The sequence below is a fragment of the Vibrio sp. L3-7 genome (assembly GCF_963898195.1).
Classification (GTDB): Bacteria; Pseudomonadota; Gammaproteobacteria; order Enterobacterales; family Vibrionaceae; genus Vibrio; species Vibrio echinoideorum.
Genome location: NZ_CAWQUW010000001.1, coordinates 117,711 through 132,675, shown reverse-complemented (window position 1 = coordinate 132,675; position 14,965 = coordinate 117,711). Strand labels below are relative to the sequence as shown.

The window sequence follows — 14,965 nt, the reverse complement described above, 5'->3', positions numbered from 1 at the left end:
TTTGCTTAGAAGAACTTCTTAATCGCTTTTTCAGCACATGCAACATCTAAATGACCACCCGGAGCGCCGCCTACACCAATCGCACCAATCATGGTGTTGTTGAGCTGTACTGGAACGCCACCTGCTAGGAACAACAGGTTGTCGTCCATATTCTGTAAGGGTTGCATGATAGGTTTATCGGCGATGAGCTTCATCAGGTTACTTGACGGCTGCTTCATGCTCGCCACGGTGAACGCTTTTTTGCGTGAGCTATCAAGTGTGTGGATGCCAGCGCCATCAGAACGTAATTGAGCAATCACATTGCCCGACAAATCAACAACAGTCGCAGAAACCTTGTAGCCATCGGCTTCACATTGATTAACGGCTTCATGGGCAAGCTTGAATGCCGATTCTGATGATATTTGAGTGAAAGAGACCGATTGTGTTTCTGCCGCCATTGCATTGTGAGAAAGGCTAAGGAAACCAAGAGTTGCCGCTAGTACAGTAAGTTTTGTCGTTTTCATGTTTACTCCGTTAAAGCATTTGTTTTCAAAAGTATTTGTTTTCAAAAATATTCGGTTTTAAATATTGGATTTTGGTTCTAGGGACTTGTTTGGTATGAACAAGCCACTTTTAATCAACAGGTTCATACTAACGAATGCATGATTACGACTGGCTTTCTAGAACATTACAAAGTTGCAATGTTGGTTATATTCGAGAAAGGATATTGATAGAGTGTATTCAGACCACGGCTAACAGATAAACGGACGTTAATGAAAATACTATTGATTGAAGATGACATTCATATCGCAAGATTTTTGGTGAATGGTTTTCAGCAAGAAGGGATAACGGTGACGCACTCAGCAGATGGTGTTGATGGATTGCATGAGGCCATAACCGAAGAATACGACGTGATCATTCTCGATATCATGTTGCCCAAGAAAGACGGATTTGAAGTGCTTGCCGAGCTGCGAGGGCAGGGTTACGCGACGCCCGTCATCATATTAAGTGCCAAGCATTCAGTGGAGGAGCGAGTACAAGGATTACAGTCGGGCGCTGATGATTACCTAGTGAAGCCTTTTGCATTTCCTGAGCTGCTCGCTCGTTGCCAAACCTTGGTGCGCCGAGGCAAACAACCGACACCTCAAGCATTAGAACTGCATTACGATTCGCTGAGTCTAGACCTTCTTAAACACACGCTACAAAGAGATCAACAAACGATCACCATCAACCAGCGCGAGTTTATGCTGATGAAGTTGCTGCTCGAAAATCCAGAGATCGTGATGTCGAAAACGGCGATTCTCGAGCATGTTTGGGGGCATCAATTTGATCCGCAAACCAACGTGGTCGATGTACTGGTGTGCCGCCTTCGCAGCAAAGTCGATAAGGGCTTTTCTAAGCCACTGATTCACACACTTCGAGGTGTTGGCTATGTCCTCAAGTCATAGTATTGAACAGGCGCTTGCCAAAACGCAGAGACATTTGTTGGTTCGCTTTATGTCGACCTTACTGCTCTGCTTGTTGCTGGTGGAGTTGATCGTCGGGGCTATTTTCTTTTTCGATCTCTATCAAACCGAGAAGAAGATCCTTACGTCTATGTCGACTGAGTATCAGCGCATTTTAACTTACGATTCGAGTGAGCAATTGATTCATGTTTTAGAAGCCAATCCTCATCGGCTACTCGAAAACAACATCGCGGCTTATAAGGTTGAGAAGGGCGTTTCATCTGAGGGAACATTCATCGCTGGTGCTCAAAACCTATCAATAGAACAACCTTTTTCCAGCTACCAAATTGATGAGAATCGCTCATGGTTGGAAAGCTTCATCTTTAGTCCCTATATGTCGTTATCTATTGAAGGAGAGCAGTTTGATTTCTGGCTAGTTTTGGATAACCGATCGAGAGACTATATCGCTTACAATCAGTGGCTGATGACCTTGTATGCGTTGCTTGCACTTGTGGCGGTGACTGCGGTATTTACTCGTAACATTATCCAGAGTGCGATGTCACCGCTCATTACCTTTGGTGACCTGCTCGATAAGCTTAAAAAAGGGCAGTTAGAGTTTCCTAGCACTGACACTAAGACAGAATCCGAATCTGAAATACCGCAAGGACTTAACGTGATCAGTTCCAGTGTTCACACTGCAGTTGCAAAGCTTCAGCACGTAACGACAACCTTGAATACGACGGTTGATGCGATTGCTCATGATATTCGAACCCCTTTATCTCGCATCACTTTGGCGTCCCAAACGGCTTTGCTCAATAACGCCGATCAACAAGCGATGAAAGATGCATTGGCGGACTGTTCTGAACACGCAATGCAGGCGAGCAATATGCTAACTGCCTTGATGAAGCTGAATGACGAACTGACGGGCAAACGCACACCACAGAAAGTACCGACTCAGGTCTCTGATGTGATTGCTAATGTAGCTAACTGGTACGAAGATGTCGCAGAAGATAAACAAATCGAGCTGGTGGTTGAGAGCGCTGATGGTCTTGTGATTCAGTCAGACCCTGACAAGTTGACTCAGGTGTTGGTTAACCTTGTTGATAACGCGATTAAGTACACCGAACCCGAAGGAAGAGTGACGATCAAAGCCGAGCAAAGTGCAGAGGGTAAGGTCGTGATAACCGTCCAAGACAATGGTGTTGGCATAGAACAGAGGTATCAGGACCTGATTTTCGAGCGGCTTTACCGAGTCGACAGCAGCCGTAGCAACGTCGAGGGGTATGGCCTTGGTTTGTCTCTAGCGCTTGCCATGGTTGATAATCTTGAAGGTACCTTAGTCGTGAAATCTGAGTTGGGTGTGGGGAGTATTTTTACTCTTTCGTTGTAACAACGATTGGTATCGTCACTTCTGTCTTTGAAATTTCAACTCTTCCGTACAAAGAATGCCCCGCACTAATGGGGCATTCTTGTTTTTAGGTAAGGGAGGCGCTCCATGAACAGGTGCGGGAAATTGAGTAACCTGCGCTAACCCTATCGGTTGATTGTTGTTTTTGATCTTAGTTATCGATCCAGTAAATCTAATTTTTCACATTACAGTTATTGGCATATGCCAATAATGAGGAGTATGCTGAACGCCTGATCACCAATAACAGGGAGTTACCATGTTATACGCAGTACCTTGTCTTAATCTTCATGTCGGCAACCATTTTGCTCGTTCACCACAGATCGCGATTGTCGATGAGCAACGACAAATAAAGCAGATGGTTCCTTTGGTTGAGTCCGATTCGTCTTGCAATAAAAAGAAGCAATGGATTTCAGTCCTCCGTTCTTACGACGTGCAGGCTGTCGTTGTCCGTCACATAGGAAAGAGGATGCTGGCGCACTTGTTCAATAACGATATTAGAGTGTTGGCAACAACAGGGAAGGTGGAAATCGGTGCTTTGGATTTTGATAATCTGCAAGAAGTGACCGATTTAGATTATGGTCGAGAGCCTCGAAACGTTTGTCACAGTAAAAAAGGGCAAAGTAAGAAAGGGTGTGGCAACAAAGAACACAAGAAAGATAGCGCGATTTTTACGTCACAACCGAATCAACTAGGCGTTATACGAGGGTGTCGTAAATGACATTCCTACTAACACTATTAGGCTTCATTGGAATGGTTGCGTTGATGGCGATCGGTGTGATTTTCTCACGCCAACCAATTAAAGGCAGTTGTGGAGGGTTGGCACAGATAGATATTGAGCGTGAATGTAATTGCAAAGATGTATGTGAAGGGCAGAGTCGAAAGCTATATCAGATCTCTGAACCATCAAGTTAAGGCTATAGGAGTCTCTCGACAAGTAACGTTAAAGCTTCGAACTATGAGCCTTGAATCACTAACGCGTGGCCGTTGACGATGCACTTGGCGACTTTGGCTCGTGCACGTTTAATGATGTTGCCGAACGTTTGGCGAGACACCTGCATTTGTTCAGCGGCTTCAAGTTGGCTCAGTCCTTCTTGATCAGCCAATCGTAAGGCTTCCAGCTCTTCTAATAGCAATTCTTCTTTATGAAGCTCGTCCATAGGAACGCCATTAGGCTTAAAACAAGAGTAAGCCGCTCGGGTGCATAACTGGCGATGTTTTTTTGGTCGAGCCATATCAATCTCTAAGTATTAAAGGTTAAAAGGTAAGTATGAAGGCTTTCATTCCACACAATCATCGGCGCTGCCAAGTATGCAGCCAAGGCTTCTTTTCAGACAATCCAATAATATTTGAAGCTATTGGTGAGCGTGAAGTTTTAGCTAAGCATGAAACTTTAGATAAGTATGAAGCTTTAGCCAGGATTGTACCAACAGATAAAGCTGAGGGCTACGATGGCATCATGCAGGGTGGCATTGTCACCGCGTTACATGACAGCGCGATGCTGCATTGCTTGTTTCAAAATAAGGTCACTGCCATGACGGTCAGCTTAACGTCTCGTTTCCATCATCCAATTTCGATTGGTCAAGAACTGGAAGTTCGCGCACGATGGGTCAAAAGCAGACGAAATATCTATTTCTTAGAAAGCCAAATTACGCAGTGCGGAAAGTTGTGTTCATCGGCACAAAGCCAGTTCATGTCATCTCACTAGTTATCGATCCGAGGTTTCCTATGCCGTTAGTTTGTTACGCCCATTCTTTTGCACAATAAATAGAGGTTTTCTATAGTTAAGGTAATAACTAATAAAGCTAGGGCAGCATTGAATTTATCATAAACTTTCTTCACTTCTGATCGTGCTGATGTGTGTTCATTAGTCGAGCCTTCGTATTCAATTCATTGCTGTCTTCTTCCGGAGGGCTGCTGATGCACAAATTGTTCAAATTGACACTCCGATACAGTGTCACTTCAATCGTTTCTCTTTTTCTATTCTTCAGTGCTTTTGCTTCCTCTTCTCCCCTTAAAGTCGGTGTATACCCTTGTCCGCCTTTTGTAATTAGTTCTATGGAAGGTGAATGGAATGGCCTGAGTATCGAGCTTTGGGAGCAGATAGCGAAGGAAATGGAGGTTGAGTTTACGATAGAGACTCATCGCTTGGATGACTTACTCAATTCCATTGAAATAGAGCAAATCGACATCGGTGTTTCCTGCATTTCAATCACTCCAGAACGTGAGTTGTTCGCTGACTTTTCCCACTCCTTTTACGAAACTCATCTCGCGATCGCCGTTAAGAAGCAAGGTTATCTTCACTCCCTACATTCCATATTCTTAAACCCCGCCTTATGGATAATCATTGGTGTCATCATCTGTATCTCCGGCTTAATAGGTGCGTTTTTTTACCTATTGGAACACGGAGAAAATGAAAAACTCTACTCGATGAAAAGCAGAACGGGTCGTTGGTTAGAAAGCTTCATACTCGGATTGCTGTTCATCACCCGAGGTCCATTCAATTACTTTGAGTTTAAGAGCTTAACTGGGCGAATTGCCACGGTGTTCATTGGCGTGTTGAGTATGTTGTTCATCGCCAGCATTACCGCCGTGTTAGCCAGCAAGCTCACGCTTAGTCAAGGGTCTTCGCAGATTAAAGGCATCAATGATCTTGCGAACGTGGAAGTTGGGGCAAAAGTCGCAACGACGTCTTCTTTAATGCTCACCAGTTTTGGTATTCGACACAAGAGTTATATCGATATGCCAAGACTGTTGGCGGCTTTAGAAGAAGGCGAAGTGGAAGCGATTGTCGCTGATGATGTGGTTCTCAAATATATGATCGGTAATGGCAGAATAAGCGGGCAATTTGAAGATCTGGAAGTGTTGCCTTACCAATTAGAAAAGCAAAATTATGGCTTTATCATTACGGAAAACAACGCGTACGAAGAAGAGATAAACCGTGCGTTATTGAAGATTCGTGAGTCGCGAAAGTGGCGTAAAATCTTGGTTGATTATTTTGCGGATCAATAATCAACAACAGCGGAATACTACAAAGCTTTCTGGGTTCTTACTGCTACATTTCGGAACTAGAGGCTTTGTTCTTTTTGAAATATTTCACTGCTGTCCAGACGGCATAAGCCGCAACACCAACAATCAATGCTGAGCGAATTAGGATAGGCGCATCGTGCTCCAGTTGACTAGCATGCGGAACAATACTGGCAAACAATCGACTGGTGAAAAACAGCCCCATTACTAACATAACAATCTTATTCATGTGACCTGCCATTCAATTAGATGCGTTACCAGAACAAGGGATCGGTTAATCACACTCTCGTGAGGTTAAAGTTTGTTCTGTTCGAAATTAAAGAATGCGCTTCTCAAACGCGCCCGTCAACGCGATATCCGCCTAAAACCAGTAAGCTAAAGTTTCGTTTTTGGAAGTGGTTCTTTTCATTAATGGAGATATACGCAAAGGATTGAATGTGTGAGGAACAGTTGAACTTATTGCGATGAATTTCAATTTCGCCAATTATTATTCTGATTTATGATCGCATGCAATCTAGGGGGGACAAATGTCCTCCTATTTGTTTCTGAAGGCGCAATAAGATAAGTGCTACTAAAAAACAAATAATAAAGGACACTTTTATGGACCTATTCGCCCTACTTGATATCAATAATACCTTAGTCAACATCCCAATAGGGGATGGCTATGCCATGAGCTGGATTGAAGCTTTTGGCACTGTATTTGGCCTGTTGTGTATTTGGTTTGCAAGCCAAGAAAAAACCATTTCTACACTCAATTACCTACAACATTGCCTACGACTTATTGGTTCAAAGTCAGACAAATACCGTGTTAGGCGGTTTCGATAAAGTGAATCAAGAAGCGGAACGATTTGGTACATCGAGCAGGGTATACCGAAGAGCGGTTAAGGACTTACTCGCTAAAGGTTTTATCAAGAAAGGGCAACAAGGGTTGGAGATTATCGATCAGCAGGCACTTCAAGCGTTTATTGACTCGTACGAGTGAGAGTAAGCAGGTGATTCCGCTGAGTTCGGAGGGTGATTTGATCCCTAGTGATGAGGATAACAGGAAGACGTGATACTTAAAGGCCCGCGATTGCGAGGCCAAATGTTCTATTCAACAGAATTAAATCAGCTAACCTTTGCTAGTTGAATTGTTGGTACGTCAGAACCATGAGTGTGCTGACTCATTACGTTATGTAGATCTTGTTCATACTGATCTAACCAGGCATAACGTTCACGATATAATTTTCGTTTTTGGCGTTTAAGAGTCTCAAGGTCTTTCCTTGTAGGCTGGATCGGCAGCGTATAAAAACACTTATCGTGTTGTTGTCCGTCGTGCTCTTCCCATAAGCAATTGTATTTAAGGCTTATCGCTTTCCCTTTTTTACCGTAGCGTAATGAGTTCGAAACATGCCCAGATTCGTTGACCGCATAAATGTGATTGATACCTAAGCTGGTGGCCATTAATCGCAGCGTTTCTACCATGAATGATTTAGGTCTCAAACCATAGAATGCCTTTGTAAACGTGCGGCTAAATCCATTGTCATTTGCTCCACCTTGTACGCCACCAATGTAGATATCATTATTAAATACAGTGAATGATATGGTGTACATTTTGTTCAGCATAGAGTCAGTGAGGGAAAGGGTCAATTCGCCTTCTTTTCTGGCGTTTCTCTCAAAGCTCAAGTTCAGAAAATAGGCTTGTTCATTAATCTCTAGCTCTAAAAGGTTAAGTCTTTCGTTATATATTTGATGGCGAGCTGTTGTAGTGAACTTATCTTCGAACCAATCATAATGCTTTGATAATATGTCGATTTTCTCTTTCTTACTAAAGTCAGTACATAAATAAGGTGTGACAAACTTAGATAGGAAGTTCGGTTGTTTTTTAAATAAGAGCTTTCTTTCGATAGAGCTGAAGTTCTCATTCATTTTTCTAGTGTCTGAATAATAAAATAACGCTCGAACTGCAAACTTAACTATCGCCTTGTATTTGCCCTTATTTTTATGGACATTTGCGTCAATTCCCATACGAACTACATTCATAATCACCTCAACAAAGAAGCAGTGCCCGAACACATCAGCGTGCGAACCACTTCATTTACTCTCATAAACATCAATGCCGATGATGATAATGAAAAGTGCAATTTAGGTATGTATGGGTATGTATGACAATGTAATTGAGTCAGTTACTTAGCGTTCAGATAGTGTCCAGCTTTCCAATCATGTTGAACGCGGTTTAATCAATGTAGGGTTCTTAACCATGTGATTGTAGTGTCACAATTGTCTTGGGGGGAGGAGCTCAAATCACGGATAGATGTGGGGAATCAGGGAGGGCTGGTTCTTAAACAAACAATGCCACTACAAGGCTGCAGTGGCATTAGAAGGAGAATAAACTATAACTCTAACAGTTTGGCCAATTCACGTTGTTCGAGAAGCTCTTCAATACGTTGACGAGTCTTCGGCGTTTCGGCTTGTACTTTGGTTGACTTGCCTGCTTTTTTACTGCGGCTAGCTTTAACTTTTTCTTTAGTTATAGACATCGTAATCTTCCTTGGATTCTGCTTTGAGTTGGTATTGACTCTAAGCGTTACATGACTCTTTTAATGCTTTACCTGCTTTAAATGCAGGCGTTTTTGATGCTGAAATTTGAATCTCTTCTCCTGTTCGTGGGTTACGACCAGTACGAGCAGCACGAGAATTAACTTTGAAGCTACCGAAACCAAGGATGGCAACATCATCACCCTTAGCCAATGTGTTTGAGATACCTTCAACAAGTGCGTTTAACGCTGAACCTGCTTGATCTTTTGATATGTCTGCTGAAGTTGCGATGTGTTCAACCAACTGAGATTTATTCATATTCTATATTCCTTATTGAGTACGGCTGGCGCTTATCTTTAAGGCCAAGCTTATTCTATCTTAGCAATAAGGGCTGAAATAGTGTTAACACCTAGGCAGGGTATTGTAAAGTAATCAACAAGATTGAGCGTTAAATCATCTTTCAGTATAACCGAATGCAGTTCTTTAGCTATTGGTAATTTAAATGCTCGCTATCAAGCTGGCATGAGAAAGGTGAACGCGAACCTTTCATTTGATTGATAAAGCCAATCATAAGTGAGCGTATTACTGGTCGGTTAAATGAGAGAATAGAAACAAAAAGCCTAGCGATAGAGCTAGGCTTTGATGGTGAGGTGTAAATATTGTGGGGTGTTAAATGTAGTGAAGTATAGAATTAAAGCGACTTAGTGACGCAGTAATTGACTAAAGCGGAGGTTGAAGGCTGCAGAGTCATCAGGGTCTAACATGATTCGAACAATATTGATGCCTTTAGGGGCTTTCAATGCTTCAAAGATGTTTGCCATATCTTTTTCTGTGTGGGCAACATAGCTATGAACGTCTTTGCCTTCGGTGCCTCCTAATGCTTCGCCAAGTTTTTCATATTTCCAAACCGCAATGTCATTATACGAGCGCTGTTTGCCTGGGTTAATCGCTCGTTCTGCACCATAACCAGAATTATCGAGAAGAAAAATAACAGCGTCCTTTTTATGGTGAATCAATGTAGCAAGATCTTGAGCGCTCATGGTAAACGCACCTTCACCTTGGATGGTAATAGATCGGCGATTGAGTTGTTCATTCGCAAAGTTTGCGCCTACGAACATACCGAACCCGGCGCCAAGTGACCCCCAGTTTCCACAACCGTGCATAATAATATCTGCAGGGAATTCAGCTTGTGTACTATTGATAAAGCCACCAGTATCGCCATACAACATATCACCTTCTTCTAGGTAATTTGAAAATTGAATGAACAGTCGATCAATAGTTAAGTCATTGTTTGTTGGTACAAAAGCGTCGCGTTGTTCAAATGCAAATTTTCTTCTTGGTTGTAATATCAATTGACCAGCTTCGATATCTTTAATCGCCCCCAATAATGTTGGCAAAAAATCACGTAAGTACACTTGGTCAAAGCGACGACCGTTGATTTCTACATAATCTTGACGGATCCAGATAGCATCTTGTTTTTTACCGAGTTGGGTGGAGAACACTCCAGTATCGAACTCGTTTAATGTGACCCCTAATGCAATAGCAACATCAGCACCGTCGACCATTTCTTTTGTATAGTCTTCGCTGACTTCACCCATATAAATACCAACATTGTTGTCATGTGCCTCAAAATCACCCATTTTGCAGGTAAATGTTGTTGCTACAGCCGCATTTAGTTGATTAACCAGTTCGATACCTTGAGGAACGAGTGCTTCACGTTGAAGTAGATGGCCTGTCACGACGCTACGGGTGCGTGAACGGTGCAATAGAATAACGGTTTCTTGCAATGCGGCTTCAAGGTTTGATATCGAAGACTGATCTAACATTAAGTCTAATGGTTTTGTTGGTGCATCGACATCCATTGTTTGCATGTCGTATGGGACTTCCAAATATACTGGCTTTTTAGTTTGCATGGCTTTACGTAGCATCTGGTCAACGTAGTAGGGTGCGGTATCAATGCTCTCAACTCGTTGGCTCACACAAGTAATATGTTTGAACATATCAACGTTGGTATCAAACTTATTACCAATAGCGTGATGATAAAGTCGTTCGGTTGGTGTTTTCAATACGCTAATGGCTGGTGCTCCGGCCAATACTAGAATCGGCGTATCGTCGGCATAAGCGCTGGCTAAACCATTGGCGCAGCTAAGTGAACCAACACCAAATGTGACCGCCATTGCCCCAAATCCATTTTGCTTGGCGTAACCATCAGCTGCGTAAGTTCCGTTAAGTTCGTTGCAAGGCATAATGTGTTGCACGCCATGGTCGCCATCAAGGATTTCGTCAAATAATGGAAGTACGTAATCACCGGGGATGCCGAAAATGTGGTTCGTATTTAGTTCTTTTAGGCGCATTAAGATGTAGGTTGATAGTGATACTTTTTTCATGGTGTTACCTCATTGAATTTTATTGTCAGCGGTTGCTGTGTTTGGATGAGGTAATATTAAAAGGATCATAAAAATCGATATAGACGACTTTTTGAGTTCGGCAATCTCATTTTTGGAAACCGTCCATTATGCTTTCGACAACAGCCCGCTGAGCTGCGGTCTGCAGATTTTTATCTCTATATAACAAGCTGAATCTAACCGGGCTGATGGTGTAGTCATCAAATATTTCAATTACCTTGTCAGCAGCGGCAATATCTTCATGGATATAGGTTGGAATGACCGCATAACCAAGAGAATCTAGTACGGCAACGACGACCATTTCCATATCCATAACAGTGAGGCGGCAATCGATTTTGAGTCGAAACTGTTCTTCGGTAGAGCGACGTAACACGGTTAGAGTAGGGTGAGAGAATGTACCAATGTAGGGCGTTTTATTGAATTCACCATTGGCGATTTCTGATTGATAAGAAGTCTGAAATTCGTGGCTTGCAACGAAGATTAACGGGACATCTATCAACTTTCTGGCGATGAGGTTTGTCTCGGGCAGTTCGCCGCTTGCAACAGCGATATCTACATCTTCGGTGAGTTCGGTTGAGCTATGGGAGTTTTTAAGTTCGATCGAGAGATCTGGGTTCTGTTTGAGTAAGTCTTTGAGGTATGGGTACATAAACTTAAGGTAGAACTGCTTAGTAGCAGATATCACCACTTTACCATGCAACTTTCCAGAGTCTTCATGTAACGCATCCAATGAATGAACAAAAGCTTCTAGGTGTTTATTGAGTGCTTGGAAGTATTTCTCCCCTTGGTTAGATAGAGTTAGCTTATTCTTACTCCGAATAAAAAGCTGGACTCCCAAGCCTTGTTCAAGCCCTACAATTCGTCGACTTACAGTAGAAAGTGGCAGTTTTACTCGCTCACTGGCTTTTTTCATACTGCCGTATTTTGCGACCTGACAAAATACATAATAGTCGTCTATTTGATTCTTCATGTTTTACCGCTCTAAATTCGCCCCTTTCTTAAAGAGTAACACATGAAAATACATGCACATTCGGTATTTAAATTGCAGTTGGTAATGTGTGTGGGAAACGGGGTAGTTAAGCGACATCCAACAAAAAAGCCCAGCGGATGTGCTGAGCTTTGGTGTGTTTCTATTTTAGGACGAGACACTAAGGTAGTTCGGTAAGAGCTACTTAGTAATAAAGATTTTCTCGGTTTCTAATGACGTCATAGCGCGAACTTGGCGCCAAATGTAATAGAAAATGCCTAACATCATCAGCATGCTTGGGATAGCAATGGCTGGGTAGCTGTAAAGTGTCAGCTTACCAAGTTCTTCATTAAAGGCTGCAGTGCCGGCAGGGCTTGTGACAATCCAAGTTGCAAGAAAGTAGTTCATCGCAGAAGAAAAGGCGAAAGTACTCGCGAACATGTAGTTTGATGTCATGAGGCAACGGTCAAACTTTGCTTGGTTACCGAACTGTCTTAAACGCTCTTCAATTAGAGAGATGTTTAACAGTGCTGGCGTAAAGATAACTTTTTGGATGAACGGGTAGCGAGTGAAAGTAGAACCAAGAACCGCTAGACCAATCAGGCCGGGGATTAATGCTTCTTTTAATGCTAACCAACGCGTGTCTAATTCGAAGAAGCCAATGCCACCTGTTAATAACACACTCACAAAACCAAGTGCCGCGATGAAGTTAAATTTCTTGTTGCGGATTAGCTCCATACCACCGTAAGCGATAGGGAAAGCCAATGCGACAAGTAGCGCTAAACCCGTTCCTAAATGCTCTTCTCCACTGAACTTCATTAAGATGAATGACGGAAGAAATACGTTAAAAACGATTTCGAAAAGAGGGTTCGATTTTTTGTTTTCTGTGTTACTCATAATTTCTAAATACATTATGTTATGGATTTATTCTCAGGGATTGTTGTTTACCTCGCCTAAGATGTAAAGCCCTAAGGCACCATGCTGTGTAACGACATGTGACATTTACCTCGTTACAGACCGCTTAATGCCTTGAATTGAATAAAATAAATCCGTTAGGCTCTGCTTTTTTTAAAGGCATGCCAACCAGCACTTAGAATCGTTTTAATGACCACACTAAGCGCACTTAATTTGGGGTCGGCATTTTTCCCAGCGGCAATGCGCCACATTTGATGCTCGTACCAAACCAGTCCAACCATCGCCACTTTATCTAATGTCGGCTTACCTGTCGTTGGCACAGTTAACGGCATTCCGTGGTTTGGATCGTCTATCAGTTTATTGGGGAAGTCAGGGTCAACCGCCATGGTTCGTGCAATTCCAATAAAGTCAGTCGCGGAAGTTTGCAATGCTTCGTTCATTGCTGGTGCCGTTCGAAAGCCACCAGTGACCACCAAAGGTGTATTTACTCGCTTTCTTACCTTAACCATGTAATCCATAAAATAGGCTTCACGCTTTAACGTGCTTGCCTTTACAGGTTCGTTTTTATTCTTAGAACCCATCATCGAGGGGCTTTCATATGTGCCACCGGATATTTCAATCAAGTCGATGCCGTTGTTATTGAGCGTTTGTACAACTTGCATCGACTCTTCTTCGGTGAAACCGCCTTTCATGAAGTCAGCGCTATTGAGCTTAATCCCCACGGGAAAATCGTTACCCACTTCTTTGCGGATCGCACGGTAAACTTCGAGTACGAATCGAAGTCGGTTCTCCAATGAACCACCCCATTTATCGTTACGTTGGTTGTGTCTTGATGACAAGAATTGACTCACTAGGTAACCATGAGCGCCGTGAATTTGCACGCCAGTAAATCCCGTTTGCTTTGCTAGCTTAGCGCTATGGGCAAACTTGTTAATCACGTCGTGGATCTCAGGAACAGTGAGCGCGCGAGGCGTGTTAAAACCTTTCTCTAACCCGCGCTCTAAAGAGATTGCTGAAGGGGCGACTGGCTGATCACAAAGGAATTTAGGGATCTGTTTGCCTGGATGGTTTAGCTGCATCCATATCTGTGAGCCGTTTTGTTTTCCGGCATTTGCCCAATGGCGAAAGATGCTGAGGTCACTTTGCTCGTCCAAAACAACGTTATTCGGCTCTCCAAGCGCATTTCTATCAACCATCACGTTACCTGTCATGGATAAACCGATGCCACCTTCAGCCCAACGTTGATATAGGGTTGTTAAGCCAGTTTTAGGGTTATGTTGCTTGTCGCCAAGTTGTTCACTCATCGCTGATTTGAAGAGGCGATTCTTGATGACTTGACCGTTGGAAAGAGTGAACGGCTTGCTGAGGTTGCTCGAATTCATGCGCTATTGGCTACTATCTTTTTATATGATGGCTTTAGTATGTCTTATTTTTTCGACTGTTCCGAGTAATCTGACTCATGTTTGGTTTATATGTGTTCAGTTTGGAACTTTATAGACATTGAGAATAACTGAGTGTTTCCCCCTCAAGTGCCAACCACAAAAATAAGTGAGTGTGGCTTGAAGGGGGATTTAAGAGGGCGGGTGTGAAAAAACTATTTGTCGAAGAGAAGATTGAAGCTTAGTGGGATCTTATCTGAAATGGCTAACCCACCAACGGTTGCTGAAAGCTTGTTTAGGTTATCTGTCGATATTCCAAAATCAGCGCCATTTACAATAATGGTTGAAGCTGAATTGACCATAACAAAGTCGTCTGCAGGAACCACCAAAACAGGGAAATTAATCTTCTTGGTCACGCCATGTAAGGTGACTTCGGCTGCGATAGTCGTGTTTTTCGGATCGCCAGAAAGTATGGAGGGATCAATTTTCCCGGATACCTTTACTTCAGGGAAAGTGATTGATTCAAAGTAGAGTTCATTGAGTCGCTGGTCACGAATCGCAACTCCGGTGCTTAGACTTTTTAAATCCAACATTATAGAAAACTGGCCATCTTCTGTGAGCCCTCCTGATAACGCTTTGATGGACGCAGGCTCAACAACAAACTGTTTCTTAATGGTTGCGAAGGTGATATTCGACAACTTTGAATCTAACGTGTAGCCGCTTTCCGCGAAAGATTGCGCAGAGATAACGGCACAAAAGAGACCGAGCGTAGGGATTAGTTTTTTCATAGTTTGGTCACCACATTGATGAATTTACAGGTCTAACGTTATAAACCGGTTCGCATTTTGAATATCTTTTGGGAAAGAAAGATAAATAAAAGCTTAGCCCAGCATGCAACAAATTACCCTAGGTAAGGGAGTACGTCG

17 protein-coding genes and 2 pseudogenes are annotated in these 14,965 nt (G+C 42.8%); 8 read left to right on the top strand and 11 right to left on the bottom strand.

What is annotated here, in order from left to right; genetic code table 11:
* Window positions 1-5 precede the first annotated feature (5 nt).
* Complete coding sequence (locus AACW75_RS00665; RefSeq protein WP_145568253.1) at window positions 6-503, bottom strand: GlcG/HbpS family heme-binding protein; 498 nt, start codon at window positions 501-503, stop codon at window positions 6-8.
* A 249-nt stretch (window positions 504-752) separates the two neighbouring features.
* On the opposite strand from AACW75_RS00665, the gene AACW75_RS00660 reads away from it, so the two are divergent.
* The 4 genes from AACW75_RS00660 (at window position 753) to nqrM (ending at window position 3,744) form a co-directional block, all read left to right on the top strand.
* Complete coding sequence (locus tag AACW75_RS00660; RefSeq protein WP_145564763.1) at window positions 753-1,427, top strand: response regulator transcription factor; 675 nt, start codon at window positions 753-755, stop codon at window positions 1,425-1,427.
* Window positions 1,411-2,814, top strand: coding sequence for a sensor histidine kinase (locus AACW75_RS00655; protein WP_237297358.1), 1,404 nt, complete (start codon window positions 1,411-1,413; stop codon window positions 2,812-2,814). Before AACW75_RS00660 ends, AACW75_RS00655 begins: the two co-directional genes overlap by 17 nt.
* Window positions 2,815-3,088: 274 nt before the next feature.
* Window positions 3,089-3,550 carry a NifB/NifX family molybdenum-iron cluster-binding protein gene (locus tag AACW75_RS00650; RefSeq protein ID WP_145568255.1) on the top strand — a complete coding sequence of 154 codons (462 nt, stop codon included), beginning with the start codon at window positions 3,089-3,091 and terminating at the stop codon, window positions 3,548-3,550.
* Window positions 3,547-3,744 carry a (Na+)-NQR maturation NqrM gene (gene nqrM, locus AACW75_RS00645; RefSeq protein WP_145568256.1) on the top strand — a complete coding sequence of 66 codons (198 nt, stop codon included), beginning with the start codon at window positions 3,547-3,549 and terminating at the stop codon, window positions 3,742-3,744. The genes AACW75_RS00650 and nqrM overlap by 4 nt, the downstream gene beginning before the upstream one ends.
* A 41-nt stretch (window positions 3,745-3,785) precedes the next feature.
* Here the strand turns inward: nqrM and AACW75_RS00640 are convergent, their stop codons facing one another.
* Complete coding sequence (locus AACW75_RS00640; RefSeq protein ID WP_009846970.1) at window positions 3,786-4,064, bottom strand: DUF134 domain-containing protein; 279 nt, start codon at window positions 4,062-4,064, stop codon at window positions 3,786-3,788.
* A 35-nt stretch (window positions 4,065-4,099) separates the two neighbouring features.
* On the opposite strand from AACW75_RS00640, the gene AACW75_RS00635 reads away from it, so the two are divergent.
* Both AACW75_RS00635 and AACW75_RS00630 read left to right on the top strand, forming a co-directional pair.
* Entirely contained in the window at window positions 4,100-4,537 is a 438-nt protein-coding gene (locus AACW75_RS00635; protein ID WP_145568257.1) for a PaaI family thioesterase, read from the top strand.
* A gap of 212 nt (window positions 4,538-4,749) precedes the next feature.
* A complete protein-coding gene (locus AACW75_RS00630; RefSeq protein WP_145568258.1) occupies window positions 4,750-5,841 on the top strand; it encodes a transporter substrate-binding domain-containing protein in 1,092 nt (363 codons plus the stop codon).
* Window positions 5,842-5,884: 43 nt separating this feature from the next.
* Here AACW75_RS00630 and AACW75_RS00625 read toward each other — a convergent pair whose 3' ends face one another.
* Window positions 5,885-6,085 (bottom strand): hypothetical protein, encoded by a 201-nt coding sequence (locus tag AACW75_RS00625; protein ID WP_017075162.1) that lies wholly within the window; start codon window positions 6,083-6,085, stop codon window positions 5,885-5,887.
* A gap of 371 nt (window positions 6,086-6,456) precedes the next feature.
* Here AACW75_RS00625 and AACW75_RS00620 point away from each other — a divergent pair.
* Window positions 6,457-6,609, top strand: a pseudogene (locus AACW75_RS00620) (nicotinamide riboside transporter PnuC); the annotation flags it as partial.
* Window positions 6,602-6,838: pseudogene (locus tag AACW75_RS00615) on the top strand (Crp/Fnr family transcriptional regulator); the annotation flags it as partial. The pseudogenes AACW75_RS00620 and AACW75_RS00615, both read left to right, overlap by 8 nt.
* 125 nt (window positions 6,839-6,963) lie before the next feature.
* Here AACW75_RS00615 and AACW75_RS00610 read toward each other — a convergent pair.
* The 8 genes from AACW75_RS00610 to AACW75_RS00575 all read right to left on the bottom strand — a co-directional run bounded on the left by AACW75_RS00610 (window position 6,964) and on the right by AACW75_RS00575 (window position 14,827).
* Complete coding sequence (locus AACW75_RS00610) at window positions 6,964-7,878, bottom strand: VirK/YbjX family protein (protein ID WP_237297357.1); 915 nt, start codon at window positions 7,876-7,878, stop codon at window positions 6,964-6,966.
* 350 nt (window positions 7,879-8,228) lie between these two features.
* Window positions 8,229-8,375, bottom strand: coding sequence for a hypothetical protein (locus AACW75_RS00605; RefSeq protein WP_017075157.1), 147 nt, complete (start codon window positions 8,373-8,375; stop codon window positions 8,229-8,231).
* A 40-nt stretch (window positions 8,376-8,415) separates the two neighbouring features.
* The gene (locus AACW75_RS00600) at window positions 8,416-8,691 is read right to left on the bottom strand and encodes an HU family DNA-binding protein (RefSeq protein WP_004734824.1); all 276 of its coding nucleotides are present in this window, start codon (window positions 8,689-8,691) and stop codon (window positions 8,416-8,418) included.
* Between the two features lie 383 nt (window positions 8,692-9,074).
* On the bottom strand, window positions 9,075-10,760 hold the full coding sequence (locus AACW75_RS00595; RefSeq protein ID WP_135454912.1) for a thiamine pyrophosphate-binding protein: 1,686 nt from the start codon (window positions 10,758-10,760) through the stop codon (window positions 9,075-9,077).
* A gap of 106 nt (window positions 10,761-10,866) precedes the next feature.
* Window positions 10,867-11,748, bottom strand: a complete 882-nt coding sequence (locus AACW75_RS00590; RefSeq protein ID WP_135454910.1) for a LysR family transcriptional regulator — start codon at window positions 11,746-11,748, stop codon at window positions 10,867-10,869.
* Between the two features lie 198 nt (window positions 11,749-11,946).
* Window positions 11,947-12,642 carry a VC0807 family protein gene (locus AACW75_RS00585; protein WP_017075154.1) on the bottom strand — a complete coding sequence of 232 codons (696 nt, stop codon included), beginning with the start codon at window positions 12,640-12,642 and terminating at the stop codon, window positions 11,947-11,949.
* Window positions 12,643-12,797: 155 nt separating this feature from the next.
* The gene (locus AACW75_RS00580) at window positions 12,798-14,042 is read right to left on the bottom strand and encodes an NADH:flavin oxidoreductase/NADH oxidase family protein (RefSeq protein WP_145568261.1); all 1,245 of its coding nucleotides are present in this window, start codon (window positions 14,040-14,042) and stop codon (window positions 12,798-12,800) included.
* Between the two features lie 212 nt (window positions 14,043-14,254).
* On the bottom strand, window positions 14,255-14,827 hold the full coding sequence (locus AACW75_RS00575) for a YceI family protein (RefSeq protein ID WP_145568262.1): 573 nt from the start codon (window positions 14,825-14,827) through the stop codon (window positions 14,255-14,257).
* Window positions 14,828-14,965 lie beyond the last annotated feature (138 nt).

Coding starts and splice junctions, on each gene's coding strand:
- AACW75_RS00665 (WP_145568253.1), bottom strand. CDS start 503: ATGAAAACGACAAAACTTACTGTACTAGCGGCAACTCTTGGTTTCCTT.
- AACW75_RS00660 (WP_145564763.1), top strand. CDS start 753: ATGAAAATACTATTGATTGAAGATGACATTCATATCGCAAGATTTTTG.
- AACW75_RS00655 (WP_237297358.1), top strand. CDS start 1,411: ATGTCCTCAAGTCATAGTATTGAACAGGCGCTTGCCAAAACGCAGAGA.
- AACW75_RS00650 (WP_145568255.1), top strand. CDS start 3,089: ATGTTATACGCAGTACCTTGTCTTAATCTTCATGTCGGCAACCATTTT.
- nqrM (WP_145568256.1), top strand. CDS start 3,547: ATGACATTCCTACTAACACTATTAGGCTTCATTGGAATGGTTGCGTTG.
- AACW75_RS00640 (WP_009846970.1), bottom strand. CDS start 4,064: ATGGCTCGACCAAAAAAACATCGCCAGTTATGCACCCGAGCGGCTTAC.
- AACW75_RS00635 (WP_145568257.1), top strand. CDS start 4,100: ATGAAGGCTTTCATTCCACACAATCATCGGCGCTGCCAAGTATGCAGC.
- AACW75_RS00630 (WP_145568258.1), top strand. CDS start 4,750: ATGCACAAATTGTTCAAATTGACACTCCGATACAGTGTCACTTCAATC.
- AACW75_RS00625 (WP_017075162.1), bottom strand. CDS start 6,085: ATGAATAAGATTGTTATGTTAGTAATGGGGCTGTTTTTCACCAGTCGA.
- AACW75_RS00610 (WP_237297357.1), bottom strand. CDS start 7,878: ATGAATGTAGTTCGTATGGGAATTGACGCAAATGTCCATAAAAATAAG.
- AACW75_RS00605 (WP_017075157.1), bottom strand. CDS start 8,375: ATGTCTATAACTAAAGAAAAAGTTAAAGCTAGCCGCAGTAAAAAAGCA.
- AACW75_RS00600 (WP_004734824.1), bottom strand. CDS start 8,691: ATGAATAAATCTCAGTTGGTTGAACACATCGCAACTTCAGCAGACATA.
- AACW75_RS00595 (WP_135454912.1), bottom strand. CDS start 10,760: ATGAAAAAAGTATCACTATCAACCTACATCTTAATGCGCCTAAAAGAA.
- AACW75_RS00590 (WP_135454910.1), bottom strand. CDS start 11,748: ATGAAGAATCAAATAGACGACTATTATGTATTTTGTCAGGTCGCAAAA.
- AACW75_RS00585 (WP_017075154.1), bottom strand. CDS start 12,642: ATGAGTAACACAGAAAACAAAAAATCGAACCCTCTTTTCGAAATCGTT.
- AACW75_RS00580 (WP_145568261.1), bottom strand. CDS start 14,042: ATGAATTCGAGCAACCTCAGCAAGCCGTTCACTCTTTCCAACGGTCAA.
- AACW75_RS00575 (WP_145568262.1), bottom strand. CDS start 14,827: ATGAAAAAACTAATCCCTACGCTCGGTCTCTTTTGTGCCGTTATCTCT.